Annotated in this window: 13 protein-coding genes and 1 pseudogene; 8 read left to right on the top strand and 6 right to left on the bottom strand. The window is 64.4% G+C overall.

Features of this window, described 5'->3' with window-relative positions; genetic code table 11:
- Nucleotides 1-57 precede the first annotated feature (57 nt).
- From CPZ01_RS05240 to CPZ01_RS05220, 5 genes are all read right to left on the bottom strand, one after another.
- A complete protein-coding gene (locus CPZ01_RS05240; protein ID WP_096393757.1) occupies nt 58-897 on the bottom strand; it encodes a class I SAM-dependent methyltransferase in 840 nt (279 codons plus the stop codon).
- 65 nt (nt 898-962) lie between these two features.
- Nucleotides 963-1,436 carry a hypothetical protein gene (locus CPZ01_RS05235; protein WP_096393756.1) on the bottom strand — a complete coding sequence of 158 codons (474 nt, stop codon included), beginning with the start codon at nt 1,434-1,436 and terminating at the stop codon, nt 963-965.
- Between the two features lie 93 nt (nt 1,437-1,529).
- Nucleotides 1,530-2,366, bottom strand: coding sequence for a deoxyribonuclease IV (locus CPZ01_RS05230; RefSeq protein WP_096393755.1), 837 nt, complete (start codon nt 2,364-2,366; stop codon nt 1,530-1,532).
- Between the two features lie 75 nt (nt 2,367-2,441).
- Nucleotides 2,442-3,293 carry a lipoate--protein ligase family protein gene (locus CPZ01_RS05225; protein ID WP_096393754.1) on the bottom strand — a complete coding sequence of 284 codons (852 nt, stop codon included), beginning with the start codon at nt 3,291-3,293 and terminating at the stop codon, nt 2,442-2,444.
- A 121-nt stretch (nt 3,294-3,414) separates the two neighbouring features.
- The gene (locus CPZ01_RS05220) at nt 3,415-4,587 is read right to left on the bottom strand and encodes a Fic family protein (protein ID WP_096393753.1); all 1,173 of its coding nucleotides are present in this window, start codon (nt 4,585-4,587) and stop codon (nt 3,415-3,417) included.
- A gap of 293 nt (nt 4,588-4,880) precedes the next feature.
- Here CPZ01_RS05220 and CPZ01_RS05215 point away from each other — a divergent pair, with 293 nt between their 5' ends.
- The gene (locus CPZ01_RS05215; protein WP_096393752.1) at nt 4,881-5,696 is read left to right on the top strand and encodes an ABC transporter ATP-binding protein; all 816 of its coding nucleotides are present in this window, start codon (nt 4,881-4,883) and stop codon (nt 5,694-5,696) included.
- Nucleotides 5,689-7,434, top strand: a complete 1,746-nt coding sequence (locus tag CPZ01_RS05210) for a hypothetical protein (RefSeq protein ID WP_197702925.1) — start codon at nt 5,689-5,691, stop codon at nt 7,432-7,434. The genes CPZ01_RS05215 and CPZ01_RS05210 overlap by 8 nt, the downstream gene beginning before the upstream one ends.
- 622 nt (nt 7,435-8,056) lie before the next feature.
- Here the strand turns inward: CPZ01_RS05210 and CPZ01_RS05200 are convergent.
- On the bottom strand, nt 8,057-9,049 hold the full coding sequence (locus CPZ01_RS05200) for a hypothetical protein (protein WP_096393750.1): 993 nt from the start codon (nt 9,047-9,049) through the stop codon (nt 8,057-8,059).
- A 154-nt stretch (nt 9,050-9,203) separates the two neighbouring features.
- Here CPZ01_RS05200 and CPZ01_RS15605 point away from each other — a divergent pair.
- The 6 genes and pseudogenes from CPZ01_RS15605 (at nt 9,204) to CPZ01_RS05170 (ending at nt 16,772) form a co-directional block, all read left to right on the top strand.
- Nucleotides 9,204-10,879: pseudogene (locus CPZ01_RS15605) on the top strand (transposase).
- 284 nt (nt 10,880-11,163) lie between these two features.
- Complete coding sequence (locus CPZ01_RS05190; RefSeq protein ID WP_096393749.1) at nt 11,164-12,078, top strand: serine/threonine-protein kinase RIO2; 915 nt, start codon at nt 11,164-11,166, stop codon at nt 12,076-12,078.
- A 262-nt stretch (nt 12,079-12,340) separates the two neighbouring features.
- Nucleotides 12,341-13,597, top strand: coding sequence for an ABC transporter substrate-binding protein (locus CPZ01_RS05185; RefSeq protein WP_096393748.1), 1,257 nt, complete (start codon nt 12,341-12,343; stop codon nt 13,595-13,597).
- Nucleotides 13,594-14,628, top strand: a complete 1,035-nt coding sequence (locus tag CPZ01_RS05180; protein ID WP_096393747.1) for an FAD-dependent oxidoreductase — start codon at nt 13,594-13,596, stop codon at nt 14,626-14,628. The genes CPZ01_RS05185 and CPZ01_RS05180 overlap by 4 nt, the downstream gene beginning before the upstream one ends.
- Nucleotides 14,625-15,842 (top strand): FecCD family ABC transporter permease, encoded by a 1,218-nt coding sequence (locus tag CPZ01_RS05175; RefSeq protein ID WP_096393746.1) that lies wholly within the window; start codon nt 14,625-14,627, stop codon nt 15,840-15,842. The genes CPZ01_RS05180 and CPZ01_RS05175 overlap by 4 nt, the downstream gene beginning before the upstream one ends.
- Nucleotides 15,843-16,772 carry an ABC transporter ATP-binding protein gene (locus CPZ01_RS05170; protein WP_096393745.1) on the top strand — a complete coding sequence of 310 codons (930 nt, stop codon included), beginning with the start codon at nt 15,843-15,845 and terminating at the stop codon, nt 16,770-16,772.
- Nucleotides 16,773-16,862: the final 90 nt, after the last annotated feature.

The raw sequence follows: 16,862 nt of genomic DNA, 5'->3' as shown, positions 1-16,862 counted from the left end.
GCTACCGCTCGCTATTTATAAACAACCACGCCGACGCACCGATTCAGATCCAACATCTCACTTCACTCGCCCGACGGTCACGTCGAAGGGGACGTACTCGACGCGCTCGTACTCGCCGCCGTCGATCGCCGCCGCAACCTCCCGACCCATCTCGCGCCAGCGCCCGCGGAGGTCGTCGTAGGCCGCCTCCGAGGTCGCCGCCACCAGCTCCTCCCGATGGTCGGCCAGCCCCGCGCCGGAGGCCTTCCGCGCCGCCGACCGCAGCGCGGCCTCCGCGTACGGCGGCTCCGTCCGCTTCTCGTGGACGTACCGCCGCGTCCGCACGTCGACCAGCCCGGCCGCGTCGAACGCCTCGCGCACGCGGTCGCCGAGCGCGACGTCGGTATCCACCCCGTCGACGTACGCCTCACGGGCCTCGCGCTCCAGCCGCTCTTCCGCGTCGACCGTCGAGGCCACCCGCACGTCGGCGTTGTCCGGCTCGACAGCTGCGATGAGGTCCGAAGAAACGCGGGCGAGGTCGCGGACCGCTGCGGCCGGGTCCGGGAGGTTGATCAGCAGGGCCTGACAGACCGCGAGGTCGACCGCGTCGTCGCCGACCGGGAGCCGCGTCGCGTCGCCCGCGAGGTAATCGATCCGCGCGCCGGCGTCCGTCCCCCGTTCAGCTTCACGAGCGACCGAGAGGAGCTCCGGGTCGGCGTCGACGCCGATCACGTTCGCGTCCGGCTCGCCCGCCCCGTCCGCCTCCGCGGCCAGCACGCGGGTCAGCTCCCCGGTGCCGCAGCCGACGTCGAGGACGTGCTCGCGGCTCGCCAGCTTCAGGTCAGCGAGCGCGTCGCGGCCGTCCTCCCACATCCCGCGGCGGGTGTGTTCGAGGTACTCGGCTGAAAAGCGTCGCACGGGCCCGCTTCGTCGCGGGCGGAAATAAACGTCCGGAGATCGGTCGCCGGCCGGACCGGTCCTCCTCACTCGTCGCCGCCTTCCTCGTCCGCGTCACCGGACCCGAACCCGACGAGATCGGCGGCGAGGACGGCGGTCACGCCGGCGCAGTAGCCGACGAACGCGCTGGTCACCCCGATCGCGGCGAAGCTCACCGTCACGTCGCCGATCGCCGGGTTCCCGCCGTTGACGCCGGGGACGCCGACGAGCGTCCCGAGGAGGACGAACCCCCCGAGGACGAGCGCCGGCACGACGCCGACGGCCAGACACGCCGGGCCCCCGCAGCGCGCGTACGCCCCGGCGGCCGCGAGGGGCCCGGGCGCGTAGAACACCAACACCGGGAGGAGCCGGTCGGTCAGCGCTGTCGCCGGCGTGACGCCCGCGGACTCGGCGACGAACGCTGCGACGAGCGCGAGCGTCACGACGCCGGCGAACCCGACCACCAGCCCGACCGCGCGGTCGCGGCGGCGTCCGAACAGCAACGCCTTCGTGGTGGGCATGTCCGTGGATCGACAACGGAATCACTTAAATCCGCGTCGGACGGACGACTGCCGTCCGGCTCGGACCGGCGACGGCGCGTCGCGTCGCTTCAGTCAGTCGCGGCGGAGTCCGCGCACTCGATCGATGTTCCACGCGAAGCTCTTCCCGTCCTCGGTCGGCGTCTCCAGCGCGAGCGGCACGTCCGTCAGGTCGGGATGGTTGAGGAAGCGCTCCATCCCCGCCTCGCCGATGTGCCCCTCGCCGATGTGGGCGTGCTCGTCCTTGTTGGTGCCGCACTCGTGTTTCGAGTCGTTGAGGTGGACGTACTCCAGGTGTTCCAACCCGACCACGTCGTCGAACTCCCCGATCGTCTGATCGACCGCCTCGGGCGTCGAGAGGTCGTAGCCCGCCGCGAACGCGTGGGCCGTGTCGACGCAGACGTCGATCTCCGTCTCCGTGCGGTCGATGATCCCCGCGAGGTGCTCGAACTCCCCGCCGAGCTTCGTCCCCGCGCCCGCGTCGCTCTCGATCAGGACCGTCACGCCCTCGGGCACGTCGAGGTCGTCGATCACCGACGCGGCGTTGTCGAGGCCGCCCTCGACGCCGGCGCCCGTGTGCGCGCCGAGGTGGACGTTGACGTACGGGATTCCCAGCTTGTCGGCCGCGTCGACCTCCTTTTGCATCGAGTCGAGCGACTTCTCGCGGAGCCCCTCCTTCGGCGTACAGAGGTTCACGAGGTAGGAGGTGTGGATCACCCACGGCCCTTCCATGTCGCGTTCGGTGCCCTCGCGGAACCGCTCGGCCTCCTCGTCGCCGATGTTCGGATCCTGCCACACCTGCGGCGAGTGGGTGAATATCTGTCCGCAGTTGCCGCCGACCTCGACCTGATTTTCCACGGCGTTGTCCACGCCGCCGGCGATGGAGACGTGCGCGCCGACCTTGAGACTCATACCGGACACTGGGGGGGCGGTCGAAAAAGCCCCTTCGGAACCGGGCGGATACCCCACGATACCCCGCGAAGCCGTCTACGCCCCGCCGTTCCCGGGTCGGGTCCGGATCCACGCCTCGTCCCGGTACTTCTCCGCGACGATCTCTTCCGCCCGCTCTAATTCCGCGTCCGTCCACGACCCGTCGAGGTCCACGGTCGCCTCGGGCGCATCCCCGGCCCAGTCGGAAAGCGCCGCCTCGACGGCCGCCACCGCGTCCGCGCGGTCGACGTCGACCAACTCGTCCGTCCCGACGACGCGCTCGCGGAACCCCTCGGGCGTCACCGGCGGGTCGGCGAAGACGCCGAGGTGATGCGCCGCGTCGACCGAGAACGTCAGCGACCCGTGTTGGATCACCGCCTCCCGCTTGCGGTACTGCGCGTTGCCGGCGATCTTCCGGTGTCGATCGCCCTCGGGACCCTGCGCCACCACGTCGTGCGCCGGATGGAGTTCCCGGAGGTAGCAGGCCGGGCGGTACAGCTCCGGCATCGGCTCGTCGACGTAGTCGGCGTCGACCCCGAGCCGGTCGAACGCGTCGAGGACGGGTTCACACAGGAGATGGTAACAGTCGAGCAGTTCGCCCGGCACCGACTCCGCGGGAACCGCGATCGAGTACGCGATGTCCCCCCGACCGTCGTGGTAGATCCCGCCCCCGCCCGTCTGTCGGCGCGTGACGTCGATCCCCTCGCGCTCGCAGAACTCCCAGTCGACCGTCTCCGGCTCCTGGTGGCGGCCGAGGGTGAGGCAGCTCGGCTCCCAGCGGTACGTACGGAGCGTGGCGGGCCCTCCCGCGGCGGCGGTCTCGGCGGCGACCTCGTCGAGCGCCATCTGCATCGGTCCGGGGCGGGCCTCCTCGCGGATCAGCCGCCAGTCGACGGCGGGCGCGGTCATACCGCCCTCCTCGGGCGCGACTCGCAAAGCGGTTGCGCTCGTCGCCGCGACCGGCCCGAAGTACAGAAGTTGAGACCGGTTGTCTCAATGCGTATGCCTCAAACCCTCTCTGCTCAGTCGTTCAGAGTTGGTCGATCGGCTTGTTGATGATCTGGAAGACTTCGCTCGCCCGGTAGAACCGATTCCGATCTTTCCCGGTGAGTTCTTCGAGTATTCCGTCATCTTCGAGCTGTCCGATCAGTCGGTTAGCCGTGCTGTATTCGACATCCAACCAGTCGGCTGCTGTGTTCACGTCCAGGTACGGATCTTCGAAGAGCCGCATCACCAGTTCAAGGATATTCTCAGACCGCTCGCTCTGATAGCGCTGTTGATAGTCTTCTCGGAGGTCGACTAGCAGGTTGGCCCGCTGGTGGGCCTCATCTGCTTGCGACTGCACGCCACGCAGAAAAAACAGGAGCCACTCTTCCCATTCACCGTGCTGACTGACTGACAAGAGATGATCAACGTAATCTGACCGTCGTGCGTTGAAATACGAACTCAGGTAGAGATACGGCACGGGCAAGAGACCATCACGTTGCAAGAGAAGACTGATCAATAGCCGCCCGAGTCGTCCGTTCCCATCGAGAAACGGGTGAATCGTCTCGAACTGGTAGTGGATCAGCCCGATTCGGAGAAGTGGATGTAGATTTATCTCTTGGTTCGCATACTCGAGCAAGTCTTCGAGAAGGTCGGGGATCTCGTTCGGGGGCGGCGGCACGTACTTGGCGTCTTGGATGTATGGCGTACTGCCGATAAAGTTCTGAGCCGTACGGAGTTCTCCTGGGTCAGCCTCATCCCCACGGACACCCGAAAGCAACCGGTCGTGCATCTCGCATAGCAATTCGACGGTGATTGGATCGCCAGCTGTGATCGCATCCAATCCGTGCGTCAGCGCGTGTAGATAGTTCACGACTTCTTGGGTGCCCTGCTGCCTGTCTTCGTCGATGAGAGCCTCCTGTCCAGCCTCATAGGCGTAGATGTCTGAAAGAGTAGCATGTGTGCCCTCGATTTGCGAGGACTCCAGCGCTTCTTTTCGGATGAACGGCTCGATCAGGATCTCCCTTGAGCCGACACGTGGACCGATGCCGTGAAGTCGGCCAAGTGCCTGTGTCGCCTCCGCTAGCGGTGTAATGAGTTCCTCAGTACTGATTGAGGGCGGAAGCGGGTCAGGGCGGAACGCCGAATACGTCCCCTTCGGTGTCGTCGTGGGGACGATCTCACCGGGAACGGCCTCGTCGAAGTCATCTCGCTCCATTAGTGGCATCCCAACAAATACGCTGGCTACTATTGGCATTTTTGGTGCTAAATCAAAATAGTAGGGTGAGTGATTGCACTGTCACAACTACTCAGAATCTCTGAGGATAGATTTGACCCACACATTCTATTCACTACTTTGTGTATGAAAAACCCGCTAGGAAGGACTGCGAACTGAACAAATTGAGTGACAAAGGCTATTCAAGCAGTCTTCTAATCGTGACATATGATTGAGCGACAAGAGGGGAACGTCAAGCGAGATGGCGTCCTATTCCGATCCAATTCAATTCCACTATGACTGCCATCGACACCACCGGGCTGACGAAGCGCTACGAAAATACACTCGCCGTCAACGATCTCAACCTCTCGATTCCGGGGGGAGTCGTCTACGGCTTCCTCGGCCCCAACGGCGCGGGGAAAACCACAACGATGCGAATGCTGACCGGGCTCACGCGGCCGAGCAGTGGCACCGGCTCCGTCTCCGGCATCTCGATCACAGATCGGGACGCCCTTCGCACGCACATCGGGTACCTACCCGAGGAACCACCGCTGTACGAACAAGCGACCGCCTACGAACAACTCGAATACGCCGCCGGCCTCCGCGATCTCCCTGAGGAAGCGACACGAGAACGAATTGACGGACTCCTCGACGAACTCGATCTCACGGCAGACGCCGACACACGGATTGCGGACTACTCTAAAGGAATGCGCCAGAAGACCGCCTACATTCAGGCTATCCTCCATAAGCCCGACGTCGTCTTCCTCGACGAACCCACGTCCGGACTGGACCCACGCGCTGCGCGGACGCTCCGGGAGATGATTACGGACCTCGCCGACGCGGGGACGACCGTCTTCCTCTCGACGCACATTCTCCCTGTCGTCGAGGAGATTGCCGACACCGTGGGGATCCTCTACGACGGTGAGTTAGTCGCTGAAGGGTCACCTGCTGACCTCGAACGCCGCGCGGAGACCGGCGAGACGCGCTCGCTGGAAGATGCCTTCCTCGAACTCACGACCGACGAGTTCGGTGGCGCAGGAGAGTCGGACGGTGAGGCCAGCGCCGCCGACACCACTAACCAAAGCGTCGTTGAGGAGAACACCGATGGCTGAGTCCGGCTGGCTCGGGCACGCCGTTCGGATGGGCTGGTTCGACTACCGGCATTCCGTCCGAGCGATTCGGGAGGATACCGGTCGACTGATCTTGATGGCTGGCGGCGTGGTGCTCCCGACATTACTGCTAGCTGGACTTGTAGCCCTGTTCGTTCCGGAACTCCGTGGGACTGATCCCGAGTTTTCAATAAATCGGATCGTTAGAGGAACGCTCGCTATGCTCTGGGTGTTCGGGGTGTTTATGCTCGCACAGCGGACGACGACGGCCCACAGCAAACCGGTCGCCGATACGTTCGTGCTGACAACTGTCTCACCTAGAACCGCCGTCATTGGGGGCATCGTCGCCGAGAGCCTGCGAGCGCTAACGTATGCGCTCCCGGTCGGACTCCTACTCGCCATTGCCGGGACGTACGCATTTCGTTCGCCACTGACCCTGCTGGCAGTCCCACTGGTCGGCAGTCTGTACGTCGCCAGTGCGGTCATGGCCGGTCGGGTGTTGGGATACATCGCCGCATGGCTTGTGGCCACCGTGCCGTTCGTTGCTCGTCACAAGGGCGTGCTAGGCGGGACGGTTGTGATGCTGTTTTTCGGGGGATATTTTATATTTCAGGTACCACAGCTTCCCATTTCGGTTAGTCCAGCCACACTTGGAGTGATTCCGATCGGGTGGCTCGCCGACCTACTAGCAGTTGGCACACCCATCGGTTGGTCGTCGACACATGCTATCGGGGGAGTAGCCGCGGTTGGCGTAGCGATCGTTGGTGGAGGCTGGCTGGCCGAGCGCATTGCCGCCTCGCTCTGGTTCGGCGAGCCGGTCAACGTCTTGGACACCGACGAGACCACTGTCTCTACCCACACGAGGGGGGATCAGCGAGCGCTCACGCGGGCCATCAGCCCCCTCGGCGTTCCGGTCGTCACCGGCTCCACTCGGTCCGTTGCGGAGTGGTCTCTCTTGCGGGCTCGACGGGAACCCCAGCGATTGAACTTCCTGCTGATCCCGGTGTTCGGTGGCGGCTCAGCATTGGTGAATATGATGCTACAGGGATCCGGTTCGCTCAGGATACTGGGACCAGCCGTTGCCGTGTTGCTGGGATGGATCGCCGGTGCGGCGTTCGGTCTCAACCCGTTCGGCGATGAGGGGGCCGTCCTGCCGGCGACCTTGACCGCCGTGTCGGGTCGGGCGTTCGTCCGCGGACTCATTGCCCCGAGTCTGTTGTTCGCGCCTGTCGTCGCCGTCGTCACGCTCGTATCGGCACTGGTGGGGGGTCACGGACTACTATCGGCGATAGCACTGACACTAATCGGATGCTTCCTCACCATCGTCGGGGCGGCACTCGCGCCAATGATCGGGATGTGGTTCCCGCGCTACAGTGCCATCCGGATCGGCAACAGCGACGAAGTACGACCACCCCGGTTGCTCGCGGGCGTACTTCACGTTGTGTTGGTGTGGCTTCCCGGCGCGGCACTGGTTGGACTCGTGGCAGCACCGGAGCTGGTGCGGCTGGCGCTTTCGGGGATCGGTTACGTTCCGGGATTCATCCTTGAGTCGATCGCCAACGGCGGCGTGCTCACCACCTTCGCGTCATCGTTGAACGACACTGGCGCGACGATCCAAGGACTCCCGCTCACTGCCTTCCGGAGTGGATTCGGCGGGCTGTTGATTGTTGCTGGACTACTGGTCGCTCGACGTGCCTATCGCGGAGCGCTACGACGGTTCGAAACCCACGAACTACACTGATCACACGTGAGATATGGACAGGTGCCACCACTGTACTGAGTGGTTGTGGATGTGAAAATATTAACCACTGAGGATTTCAACAAAGCCAAGAACTCGGCTCTATTAAAATCCTTAGAAACTGATGATTTCTACCCAGTTCCGATCAACACAGGAGATTCACGGATCGCTCAGTACAGGGTAGTAGTCTATCGACGCTTCAGTAGCACAGAAATGAGCATAAGCGCCGCAAAGACGATTGTGAAGCCCATCACTCCGACTCCAAAAACGTAGTACGGGTTCGTAAAATCGGGACTGTTGAGGAACAGAAAGAGGCAAAAACTCGAACCCATCAGGACAATCATCGCAGACTGAATACTCGGATTATACCAGTCTTCAAGCGATTCCCGAACAGTCCCATACATACTAAAACGATAACTCCAATACAGTATAGCGTTTGTGGTCGGTAAAATCCGACAAGTTCGCAGTTCTCATCGACCAGCATTTTCAGGCGGGAATATATCTGAAGAATAGGATTTCAACAGAGCCAGGAGTTCTTATTCCTTCAAGAGCACGTGCTACGTGACGCTGAACGGCATTACCAGCCAGTATGTCGGGCGGCGGGGAAAGCGTACTGTTAATTCGTTCAAATACCGAGATCGCGGAACGTCCAGTCATTCGAGAGATCTGCATCGAAGCCCATCTCTTCGACGAGGTCGCGGATGCGCTGTTCGACTGTCTCGTCGAGTTCGAAGGCGTAATCCAACTCATCGTACCAGTCGTAGTACCGTGGCATCCCCGGCCAGTGGCCATCTGTTTTCAGTCCGTAGACGCAGTCGAGCAGGTAGCGACGATATGGCATATCGTCACGGGTGACGCGAGGGAGCGTCCCATTGCTCGATTCGTCTCGTACCAGCTGTTCAAGCAGATCGACGGCAGCGTACTGGTCAGCGTAGAAGGCGTGTTCGACTGTTGGGTTGACGGAGAAGATGTCCTCCGTCGTACGGGCGTGGAGCTGGTCGACGACCGAGTGGTTTGGATGTCCGATTCCCCACCCATAGGCATGGACTTCCTCGCGCGCGACATCGTCGCTTTCGGGAGCGTTGACCGCGACAGTGTTCAGGTATTCGAGTGCCTTGACCGGAATCGCCTCGACACCATCGGTTATCCGCGTTCGAATAAGATATCGCCCGACAGCGTTTGCTATTGTGGGCGTGACGAGCGGAAATTTGTCCTTCTCAGTGGGCTCATGCGCATCGATTACATCCGCAAGGAATGGCCAACCGTGTACTCTCGCTGCATCGTCGAGTTCGTTGCTGACGCGCTCGTAGTATGGCCAGAACACGTCCCGAAACGTGTCTCCACTGCTGTCTTCCTCGACTGCAGTCGAGAGTGCTGCTTCGAATTCGACGACTGCGTAGTGTAGAGCATCCACGTCACCGTCGGAGAAACGATCAAGCAGGTTATCGAGTTCGGCAACCTCCTTGTTCCGTTTTTCGCTTGGAGATGAGTCAGATTTAGACCTCCCCGAATCGGTCGAGGTTGAGAACGTGTCCGATTGGACATCGCCACAGTCGTGAAGTCGGAGACGAGTGAGTGTCTCGAACGACTCCCCGCAATCGTCGCACTCGTGAGCCATAGTCCGACTAGAGGCATGTGAAGGAAATGTGTTCCCTCTGGAGCCGGATTTCGGAACTAATCTCTCTCCCCTAGCGAGTACCGACCTTCCCCAATCTCGATGTCTCTTATCGAGATGGACGAGGACTTCTGCGTGTCGGAGTCAGTATCTCGTAGTGGCTTCGACTCCCGAGTCTCGTCGAACGATCTTTCGACGTATCGCTCAGCGATCGTACGTTGAGTGGCCGGCGTATGATTCGACACCACTGTATGACCGAACGTCGCTCGCGGGACTGGAATCAGATGTTCGGACGATTTCGGAGACGTGGTTCAGCCACGAGAGCCACAACTCGGTCGAAAAGTTCGTCTGTTCGCTGCCGCTCGCTTACTTCAAATTCGAGATCCATGACCGCTATGCGGGATCGACGAGCTACGAGATGGACACCCTCTTTCGAGTGTTCATGTTGAAAGAACTCCACGGACGGGACCACGAGACAGCACTCGTCGGATTCCTCGAGTGCCACCCTGAATTGCGTGAGCAACTCGGACTCGAGAGCGTTCCGAATCAGTCGACGCTCTGGCGTAGCTGGCACGAGCGCTTCACGGTGAGTTACGCGAGACGGTTGAGACGGCTGCCCAGACGGCCCTGATCAATGCCCAAAACGCGGGTGTGAGCGTTCCGCGTGACCCGGACAGGACGCTCCCTCAGCGAGGAGACAGTACCGGAGACTCCGATCCGGACGAGCAGACCGTGCTGGAACAGGCGGGAACGATCACGGATCACGTCAGTCGCGTTGTCTTCCCGGCGTTCTCGATGGATCGCGGAGAGGGTTGTGAGATCCACGAGAATGCCTACTGGGACTTACAGACCTATCTCGGCCTCCGCGAGAACTTAGCTGCCAATGAGGGGGCTCGGAGCTTCATTTACGAGTCGACGCGTAGTCGGACACCGCTGGGACACGCCCGTCGTGATCAGATTCGTGACCTCTCGATAGCGGAGATTCGCGAGATGTACCGCCAGGCCGTGAAACGGCTACTGGATGAAGTCGCGGAGACAGAGCAGTACTTCCGAGCCGGAATCGTGGCCATCGACATCACTGAAGCTGAGCCCTTCACCGGTGATAGAACAGGTCACGAGGATGAGATCATCGGGACAAAAGAGAAGACCGACGAATACGCCTATCAGTGGGCGACCGTCCAGCTCGTCGGTAATGCGGTCCCGATTGTCTTAGACGCAAGGCCGGTGCGGCGTGGCGAGAGTCGGCTCGAAATCGTCGAGGATCTACTTGACTCGGCTGAGGACCTCGTCCACGTCGACAGCGTGCTGATGGACAGAGAATTCGACAGCCAACACGTCTTGGAGATGATTAGCCAACGCGGGCTCACGTACGTCGTTCCAAAGCGGATGCACACGAGCGAGAGAGCCCAGGCGAAACGGCTCTTGAAGAGTGAGACAGATCGATACGTGAACGACCGTAAGCTCCACTTGGGCAAGAATGAGTGGTACCAGACGACGCTCGTGTACCGTCGAAACGAGGATTCTGAGTACACTGACCACCGGCAGTATTCGGTGTTCATGTGCAACGGTAATGTGGGACTGCTGAGTGAGTACGGCTATCGCTGGGAGATCGAGAGCGGTTACCGGAGTATTAAGCGGTTCATGGCCGCGACAACCTCGAAGAACTTCATACTGCGATTCTTCTACTTTGCGTTCGCCTGTCTGCTGTACTCAATCTGGCGGGCCGTCGACCTCCTCGTGCAAGTCGAGTTGGCGGGTGAGTACGAGCATTCTCCGATTGTGACTGCGGACAATACGCTCACACTGTTGAAGAAGGAAACTGGAGTCGGGTAATCGCTGATATTGAGCCAGTGAGAACAGGGGAAACGAGCGGCAGCGCTGTTCTGATCTCTTCAAATACGCAGTTCTAGTTGGGATACTAACTGGAAGTGGTGTCCCGACCCGAATGTGAACCGTGTCAAGTTCGGTGGTTCGGCTGATATCGTACATACCAGCGGTGCTATAGCCGCCGTAGTCTCAACTTCCCCCGAAGTAGATTTGCTATCGCGGTATACGCTATATCACCCGCTCCCGCCGAACGCGCGTCCCTTTTAGGAATCGCCGGAGTAGGGACGCGTATGGTGCGAAACGTCGCCGGCGACATGGCGGAGCTCGACCCCGAGGACTTCTACCTCCTCTCGGGCGTCGAGCAGGGGATGCGCTTCTCGGAGTGGGTCCGCCGCGACAAGCTCCCGGAGTACGCCGACCTCACGCGCGAGGAGGTCGACTACCGCATCGACCGGTGTCTCGACCGCGAGCTGATCGAGCGGAAGACGATCCAGTACGAGGGGTACCAGCTCACCTTCGAGGGGTACGACGCCCTGGCGCTCCGGACGTTCGCCGAGCGCGAGACGATCGACGGCGTGGGATCGCCGCTCGGGCTCGGGAAGGAGGGCGACGTGTACGAGGCGCAGTCGTTCCGGCCGCTCGCCCTGAAGTACCACCGCGAGGGATACACCAACTTCCGCGAGGTGAACCGCGAGCGCGAGTACACCGCCGACCGGGACCACGTCTCGTGGCTCTACACCGCGCGCAAGGCGGCCGAACGCGAGTACGAGGCGATGGAGGAGCTGTACCCCGACGTGAGCGTCCCCCGACCGGTCGACCACAATCGACACGCCATCGTGATGGAGAAGTTCGCGGGGGCGGAGCTGTCGCGCGCGACACTCGACCCCGAGCAGGCGGTCGGCGTCCTCGACCTGATCCTGCGCGAGCTCGCGACCGCGTACGACCTGGGCTGGATCCACGCCGACGCCTCCGAACACAACGTCGCGGTCGCCGAGAGCGGCATCACGATCTTCGACTGGCCGCAGGCGGTGTCCGTCGACCACGAGAACGCCCGGGAGTTCCTCGAACGCGACGTCGAGAACCTCGTGCGCTACTTCGCCCGGAAGTATCCCCACGAGGTGCCCCGAGACGCCGACACCGACGGAGTCGCCGCCGCTATCGCCGACGGCTCGTTCGAGAGCGTTCGGGCGTTCGGCGCCGAATAAATCACATAGCGCGATACGAAATCTGTTCTCGTCCGTGATCACAGTTTCGGAGGATAGGCCAGTTTCTAGGATCTTGCGCGTTCGGCTTCTGTCGCCCTCCGAGCGCGTCTCCGTCCCGCGTTGCGGCACCTCCTCGTCTCGTCGGCCGTTCCGGCCGGTCTCCATCGCGGGTCGCGCGCTCGGCCACCGCCAGCGGGCGCCGAGAATTTAGGGCCGCCTAAGATTCGAAACCGCTTTAAATCTTTAGGGTGGCCTAAATCGTATGGGATCAGACGCGGACCGACTCGCCGGCACGCGACGCGACGCGATCAGGTACGTCGGCGCCGTCGCCGGCGCGGGACTGCTCGCCGGGTGTAGCGGGAGGGAGGCGGCGCCGAGCGAGTCCGAGGACGGGAACGGATCCGCGGACGGCGGCTCCGGCGGCGACTCGTCGGACGGGGACGCGAACGCGGACTCGTACACGGCCGCGATGGCGCCGGTCGGCGAGGTGACGTTCGACTCGGTCCCGGAGGACGTGCTGGTGTACAGCCTGCTGTACGCCGACCTCGCGGTGGCGCTCGGCCACGGCGACGCGGTCAACTCGCTCGGGTTCGACGCCGACGCCGGCGGGAACACGCTCGACGCCTACTACGCGGCCCTTGACGGCGTCTCCTTCGACCGCGAGGGACTCACGCAGCTCAACACCGGATCGAGCGGCGGAATCTCCGTCGACCGCGAGCTCCTCTACGAGCTCGACTCCGACCTCCACCTCGCCGACCCCTGCCTGTTCGCCTCCTTCGACGGGTGGGACGCGGACGACGTCGACGAGGTCCGCGACAGGATCGGCCCGTGGTTCGGGAACGTCTACAGCCGGCGGCACTCCGAGCCCCCCGAGTCCTGCCGCGACGAGTACGAGTACTACGCTCTCCCCGAGATCGGCGAGCGCGTCGCCGCCGCGTTCCGCGAGGAGGAGCGGTTCGCCGCGCTCGACGCGGTCCGCGAGGACCTGGTCGAGACGGTCCGGAGCGACCTCCCGCCGGAGTCGGAGCGCCCGACGGTCGCCGCGCTCATCTACATGGACGGCACCTACTACCCCTCCCGGACCGACGAGCCGGGATTCGCGAACGCGCACGTGCGCCCCTTCGAGGTTCCGGACGCGTTCGCCGCCGAGGAGGTCACCTACGAGACCGCCTACGGCCACGAGCAGCTGCTGGAGGTCGACCCCGACGTAATCCTCCACCAGTACGGGATCGCCTCCTACTACGACGTGGGGGCGATCCGCGAGGAGCTGTCTGCCCACCCGGTCGCCGGCGAGCTCGCCGCGATAGCGAACGACCGCTTCTACCCCTCCGGCGATCCGGTTCAGGGACCGATCATGAACCTGTTCCAGCTGGAGATGACCGCGAAACAGCTGTTCCCCGACCGGTTCGGCGAGTGGCCAGGCTACGAGCAGGGCGACGACTACCCCCAGATCCCCGCCGACGAGCGCCTGTTCGACCGCGACGCGGTGGCCTCGATCGTCGCCGGAGGGGCGGAATGAGCGGCGCTGCCGGGCGCGAGGCGGACACCGCCCGGACGGCCGAGCGCGACGTCGTCGTGGTCGGCTGTGGTCCGGCCGGCTGCGCCGCCGCGGTGTTCGCCGCGCGCGACGGCCTCGACGTCGCCGTCTTCGACCGCGGGCGGTCGTCGCTCGCGCAGTGCGCGCACCTGGAGAACTACCCTGGGTTCCCGGCCGGCATCGACGCCGGGACGCTCGCCGAACTCATGCGCGAGCAGGCCGAGCGGGCGGGCTGTGCGGTCGTCGAGGACCTCGTCGAGTCCGTCGAGCGCGCGGAGGGCGACGCCGGCGACCCCGGCAGTTCCGGCGACGACCCCGAAACCGAGCGCTTCGTCGTCACCCCGCAGTCTGGCGATCCGGTCACCGCCCGCCGGGTGGTCGCGGCGACGCGCTACGACGGCGAGTACCTCCGCGGGCTCGACGACGACGACGCGATGTTCGAGGTCCACGATCACGGCGGCGAGACGCACGAACACTTCGACCGGGAGTACGCCGACCGCGACGGCGAGACGCCCGTCGACGGGCTGTACATCGCGTCCCCGTCGGACGCCGACCGACAGGCGATCACGGCCGCGGGGCGCGGCGCGCGGGTCGGTAAGCGGGTCGTCGCCGACGCCCGGGTCGCCGACGGCTGGTGGCGCGAGGCGGCCGAGGGGGTCGACTGGGTCCGTCGCGAGGCGGAACTCGACGGCGAGTGGGCCGACCGCGACCGCTGGGTCGAGTGGTTCGACGCGGAACACGCCGACGGCCCGGTCGACCCCGACTCGGAGCGGTTCGCGCGCGTTCGCGAGGCCGCGGTCGACGACGCGCTGGCGGCGTACGTCGACGCCGACGAGGAGCGGGCCCGCGCCGCCGCCGGCCACCGCGCGCTCGCCGAACACCTCGACCCCGAAGCGGTCGTGGAGGCGCACGGGGCCGACGCGCTGCTCGACGCGATGGACGACGAGGCGGTCGCGGCGTACGCGGGCGGTGAGGGGTCGAACTCCACGCGAGCCGAGGAGGGAGCGCGATGAGCGCCGACCGACCGGCGACCGACGGCGGATCGGTCACGGGCGACGGGAGCCGGACGGTCGGCGGGGAGTCCCCCGCGCGGCGGCCGGCCGAAGGAGGGCGACTCGGGTGGCTGTTCGAGGCGCGGCTGTTGACCGTCGCCGCCGCGAGCCTCCTCTTGGTCGTCGTCGCGGGGCTCGTTCAGGTGAGCTTCGGGGCGTACTCGATGACGGCCGGGCAGGCGTGGCGAGCCGTTCTCGACCCCGCCGTCCTGCTCGACCCGCGGTGGCTGCTCAACTTCCTCCTCGGCGAGGGGCTGATGCGGACCGTCACGGGGTTTCAGGGGGAGCTCCCCGAGCTCGCACACGAGACGCTCATCGTCTGGAACATCCGCCTGCCGCGGGTGCTCGTCGCCGTCGTCGTCGGAATGAACCTCGCGGTTTCTGGGGCCATCTTCCAGGCGGTGACGCGGAACGAGCTCGCGAGCCCGTTCATCCTCGGCGTCTCCTCCGGGGCCGGGCTGATGATTCTTCTCACCCTCGTCGTGTTCGGCGGACTCACGGCGTTCCTGCCGCTGATCGCGGCGCTGGGCGGGTCGGTTGCGTTCCTGATCGTCTACGCCATCGCGTGGAAGAACGGGACCAGCCCCGTACGGCTGGTGCTCGCGGGCGTGATCGTCGGCACCGTCTTCAACAGCCTCCAGACGGGGCTGTTCTTCTTCGCCGACGACATCGCGGTCGTCCAGTCGGCGATCCAGTGGACGACCGGGTCGCTGACCGGAACCGACTGGGAGCAGGTCCGGACGGCGCTCCCGTGGACGGTCGCGGCGATGGGGCTGTCGCTCGCGGGCTCGCGGCAGCTGAACCTCCTCCTGCTCGGCGAGCAGACGGCGAAGTCGCTGGGGATGTCGATCGAGAAGGTGCGGTTCGCGCTCTCCGGCGTCGCCGTGCTGGCGGCGGCCGCCAGCATCGCCGTGGCGGGGATCGTGAGCTTCGTGGGCCTCATCGTCCCCCACGTGGTCCGGAATCTGGTCGGCAGCGACTACAAGCGGGTGATCGTCGGCTGCCTGTTCGTCGGCCCGGCGCTGATGGTCGGCGCCGACGTCGGCGCGCGCCTCGGGATGAGCGTGCTCACGGGCGCCGACGCGCAGATCCCGGTGGGGATCGTCACCGGGCTGGTCGGCGGGCCGTACTTCCTGTACCTGATGCGGCGGCGGCAGAACGTGGGTGACCTCTGAATGTCTATCTTCCGCGCGAACGCGACCGAGTCGGAGGAATCGAGCGGCGCGACCGAACCGGCGGCGGACGGCCCGGGCGACGCGGCCGAACCGAGCGGCGCGGACGGGGCGGACGCCCCGGGCGGCCCGGCGGCCGACGCGAGCGACCTCGACGCCGAGGACCTCGTGTTGGGCTATCCGACGGCCTCCGAACCGGTGATCGACGGCGAGTCGATCGCGGCCGAGCCGGGCGCGGTGACCGCGCTCGTCGGGCCGAACGGCTCCGGGAAGAGCACCCTGCTGAAGGGACTCGCGAACCAGATCTCTCCCGAGGACGGCTCGGTGCTGCTCGACGGGCGCGACGTTCACTCGATGGACACGAAGGCGCTCGCGAAGAAGCTCGGGCTGCTCTCACAGGAGAGCACGTCGCCGGACAGCATCACCGTCGAAGAGTTGGTGTACCACGGCCGCTACCCGCACCGCGGGTTCTTCGAGCGGACGACCGACGAGGACGCCCGCGCGGTCGAGCGCGCGATCGAGCTGGCGGGCTGCGGTCACCTGCGGGACCGCGAGGTCGGGAGCCTGAGCGGCGGACAGAAGCAGCTGGCGTGGATCGCATTGGTCTTAGCGCAGGACACCGACGTGCTCCTCTTGGACGAGCCGACGACGTTCCTCGATTTACACCACCAGATGGAGGTGATGGAGATCGTCGAGACGCTGCGCGACGAGAGCGACGTGACCGTCGTCGTCGTGCTCCACGACATCGAGCAGGCCGCGCGGCTCGCCGACCGCGTGATCGCGCTCGCGGACGGCGAGATACGGGCCAGCGGCCCGCCCGAGGAGGTCGTCACCGAGGAGCTGCTCTCCGAGGTGTTCCGCGTCGACGCCGAGGTCGTGGACACCGATCGCGGCCCGCGAGTGACGCCGCTCCGCGCGCGCCACGAGGAGTAGCCGACGAGGCTGCGGGGGCCGGCGTGTCAACTAATTTTAGGCCGACCTAAAGATCGGAACGGTTAACTTGGTTTAGGGTAGCCTAAAAAT

Origin of the sequence: Halorubrum trapanicum (assembly GCF_002355655.1) — an archaeon.
Classification (GTDB): Archaea; Halobacteriota; Halobacteria; order Halobacteriales; family Haloferacaceae; genus Halorubrum; species Halorubrum trapanicum_A.
The sequence above is the reverse complement of the archived record's forward strand: the minus strand, read 5'-3'. Positions and strand labels throughout refer to the sequence as shown.

What these genes read in the sequence shown, in the direction of transcription:
- CPZ01_RS05175 (WP_096393746.1), top strand. Translation starts at nt 14,625, where the DNA reads ATGAGCGCCGACCGACCGGCGACCGACGGCGGATCGGTCACGGGCGAC.
- CPZ01_RS05190 (WP_096393749.1), top strand. Translation starts at nt 11,164, where the DNA reads ATGGTGCGAAACGTCGCCGGCGACATGGCGGAGCTCGACCCCGAGGAC.
- CPZ01_RS05215 (WP_096393752.1), top strand. Translation starts at nt 4,881, where the DNA reads ATGACTGCCATCGACACCACCGGGCTGACGAAGCGCTACGAAAATACA.
- CPZ01_RS05210 (WP_197702925.1), top strand. Translation starts at nt 5,689, where the DNA reads ATGGCTGAGTCCGGCTGGCTCGGGCACGCCGTTCGGATGGGCTGGTTC.
- CPZ01_RS05235 (WP_096393756.1), bottom strand. Translation starts at nt 1,436, where the DNA reads ATGCCCACCACGAAGGCGTTGCTGTTCGGACGCCGCCGCGACCGCGCG.
- CPZ01_RS05180 (WP_096393747.1), top strand. Translation starts at nt 13,594, where the DNA reads ATGAGCGGCGCTGCCGGGCGCGAGGCGGACACCGCCCGGACGGCCGAG.
- CPZ01_RS05170 (WP_096393745.1), top strand. Translation starts at nt 15,843, where the DNA reads ATGTCTATCTTCCGCGCGAACGCGACCGAGTCGGAGGAATCGAGCGGC.
- CPZ01_RS05200 (WP_096393750.1), bottom strand. Translation starts at nt 9,049, where the DNA reads ATGGCTCACGAGTGCGACGATTGCGGGGAGTCGTTCGAGACACTCACT.
- CPZ01_RS05220 (WP_096393753.1), bottom strand. Translation starts at nt 4,587, where the DNA reads ATGGAGCGAGATGACTTCGACGAGGCCGTTCCCGGTGAGATCGTCCCC.
- CPZ01_RS05185 (WP_096393748.1), top strand. Translation starts at nt 12,341, where the DNA reads ATGGGATCAGACGCGGACCGACTCGCCGGCACGCGACGCGACGCGATC.
- CPZ01_RS05225 (WP_096393754.1), bottom strand. Translation starts at nt 3,293, where the DNA reads ATGACCGCGCCCGCCGTCGACTGGCGGCTGATCCGCGAGGAGGCCCGC.
- CPZ01_RS05230 (WP_096393755.1), bottom strand. Translation starts at nt 2,366, where the DNA reads ATGAGTCTCAAGGTCGGCGCGCACGTCTCCATCGCCGGCGGCGTGGAC.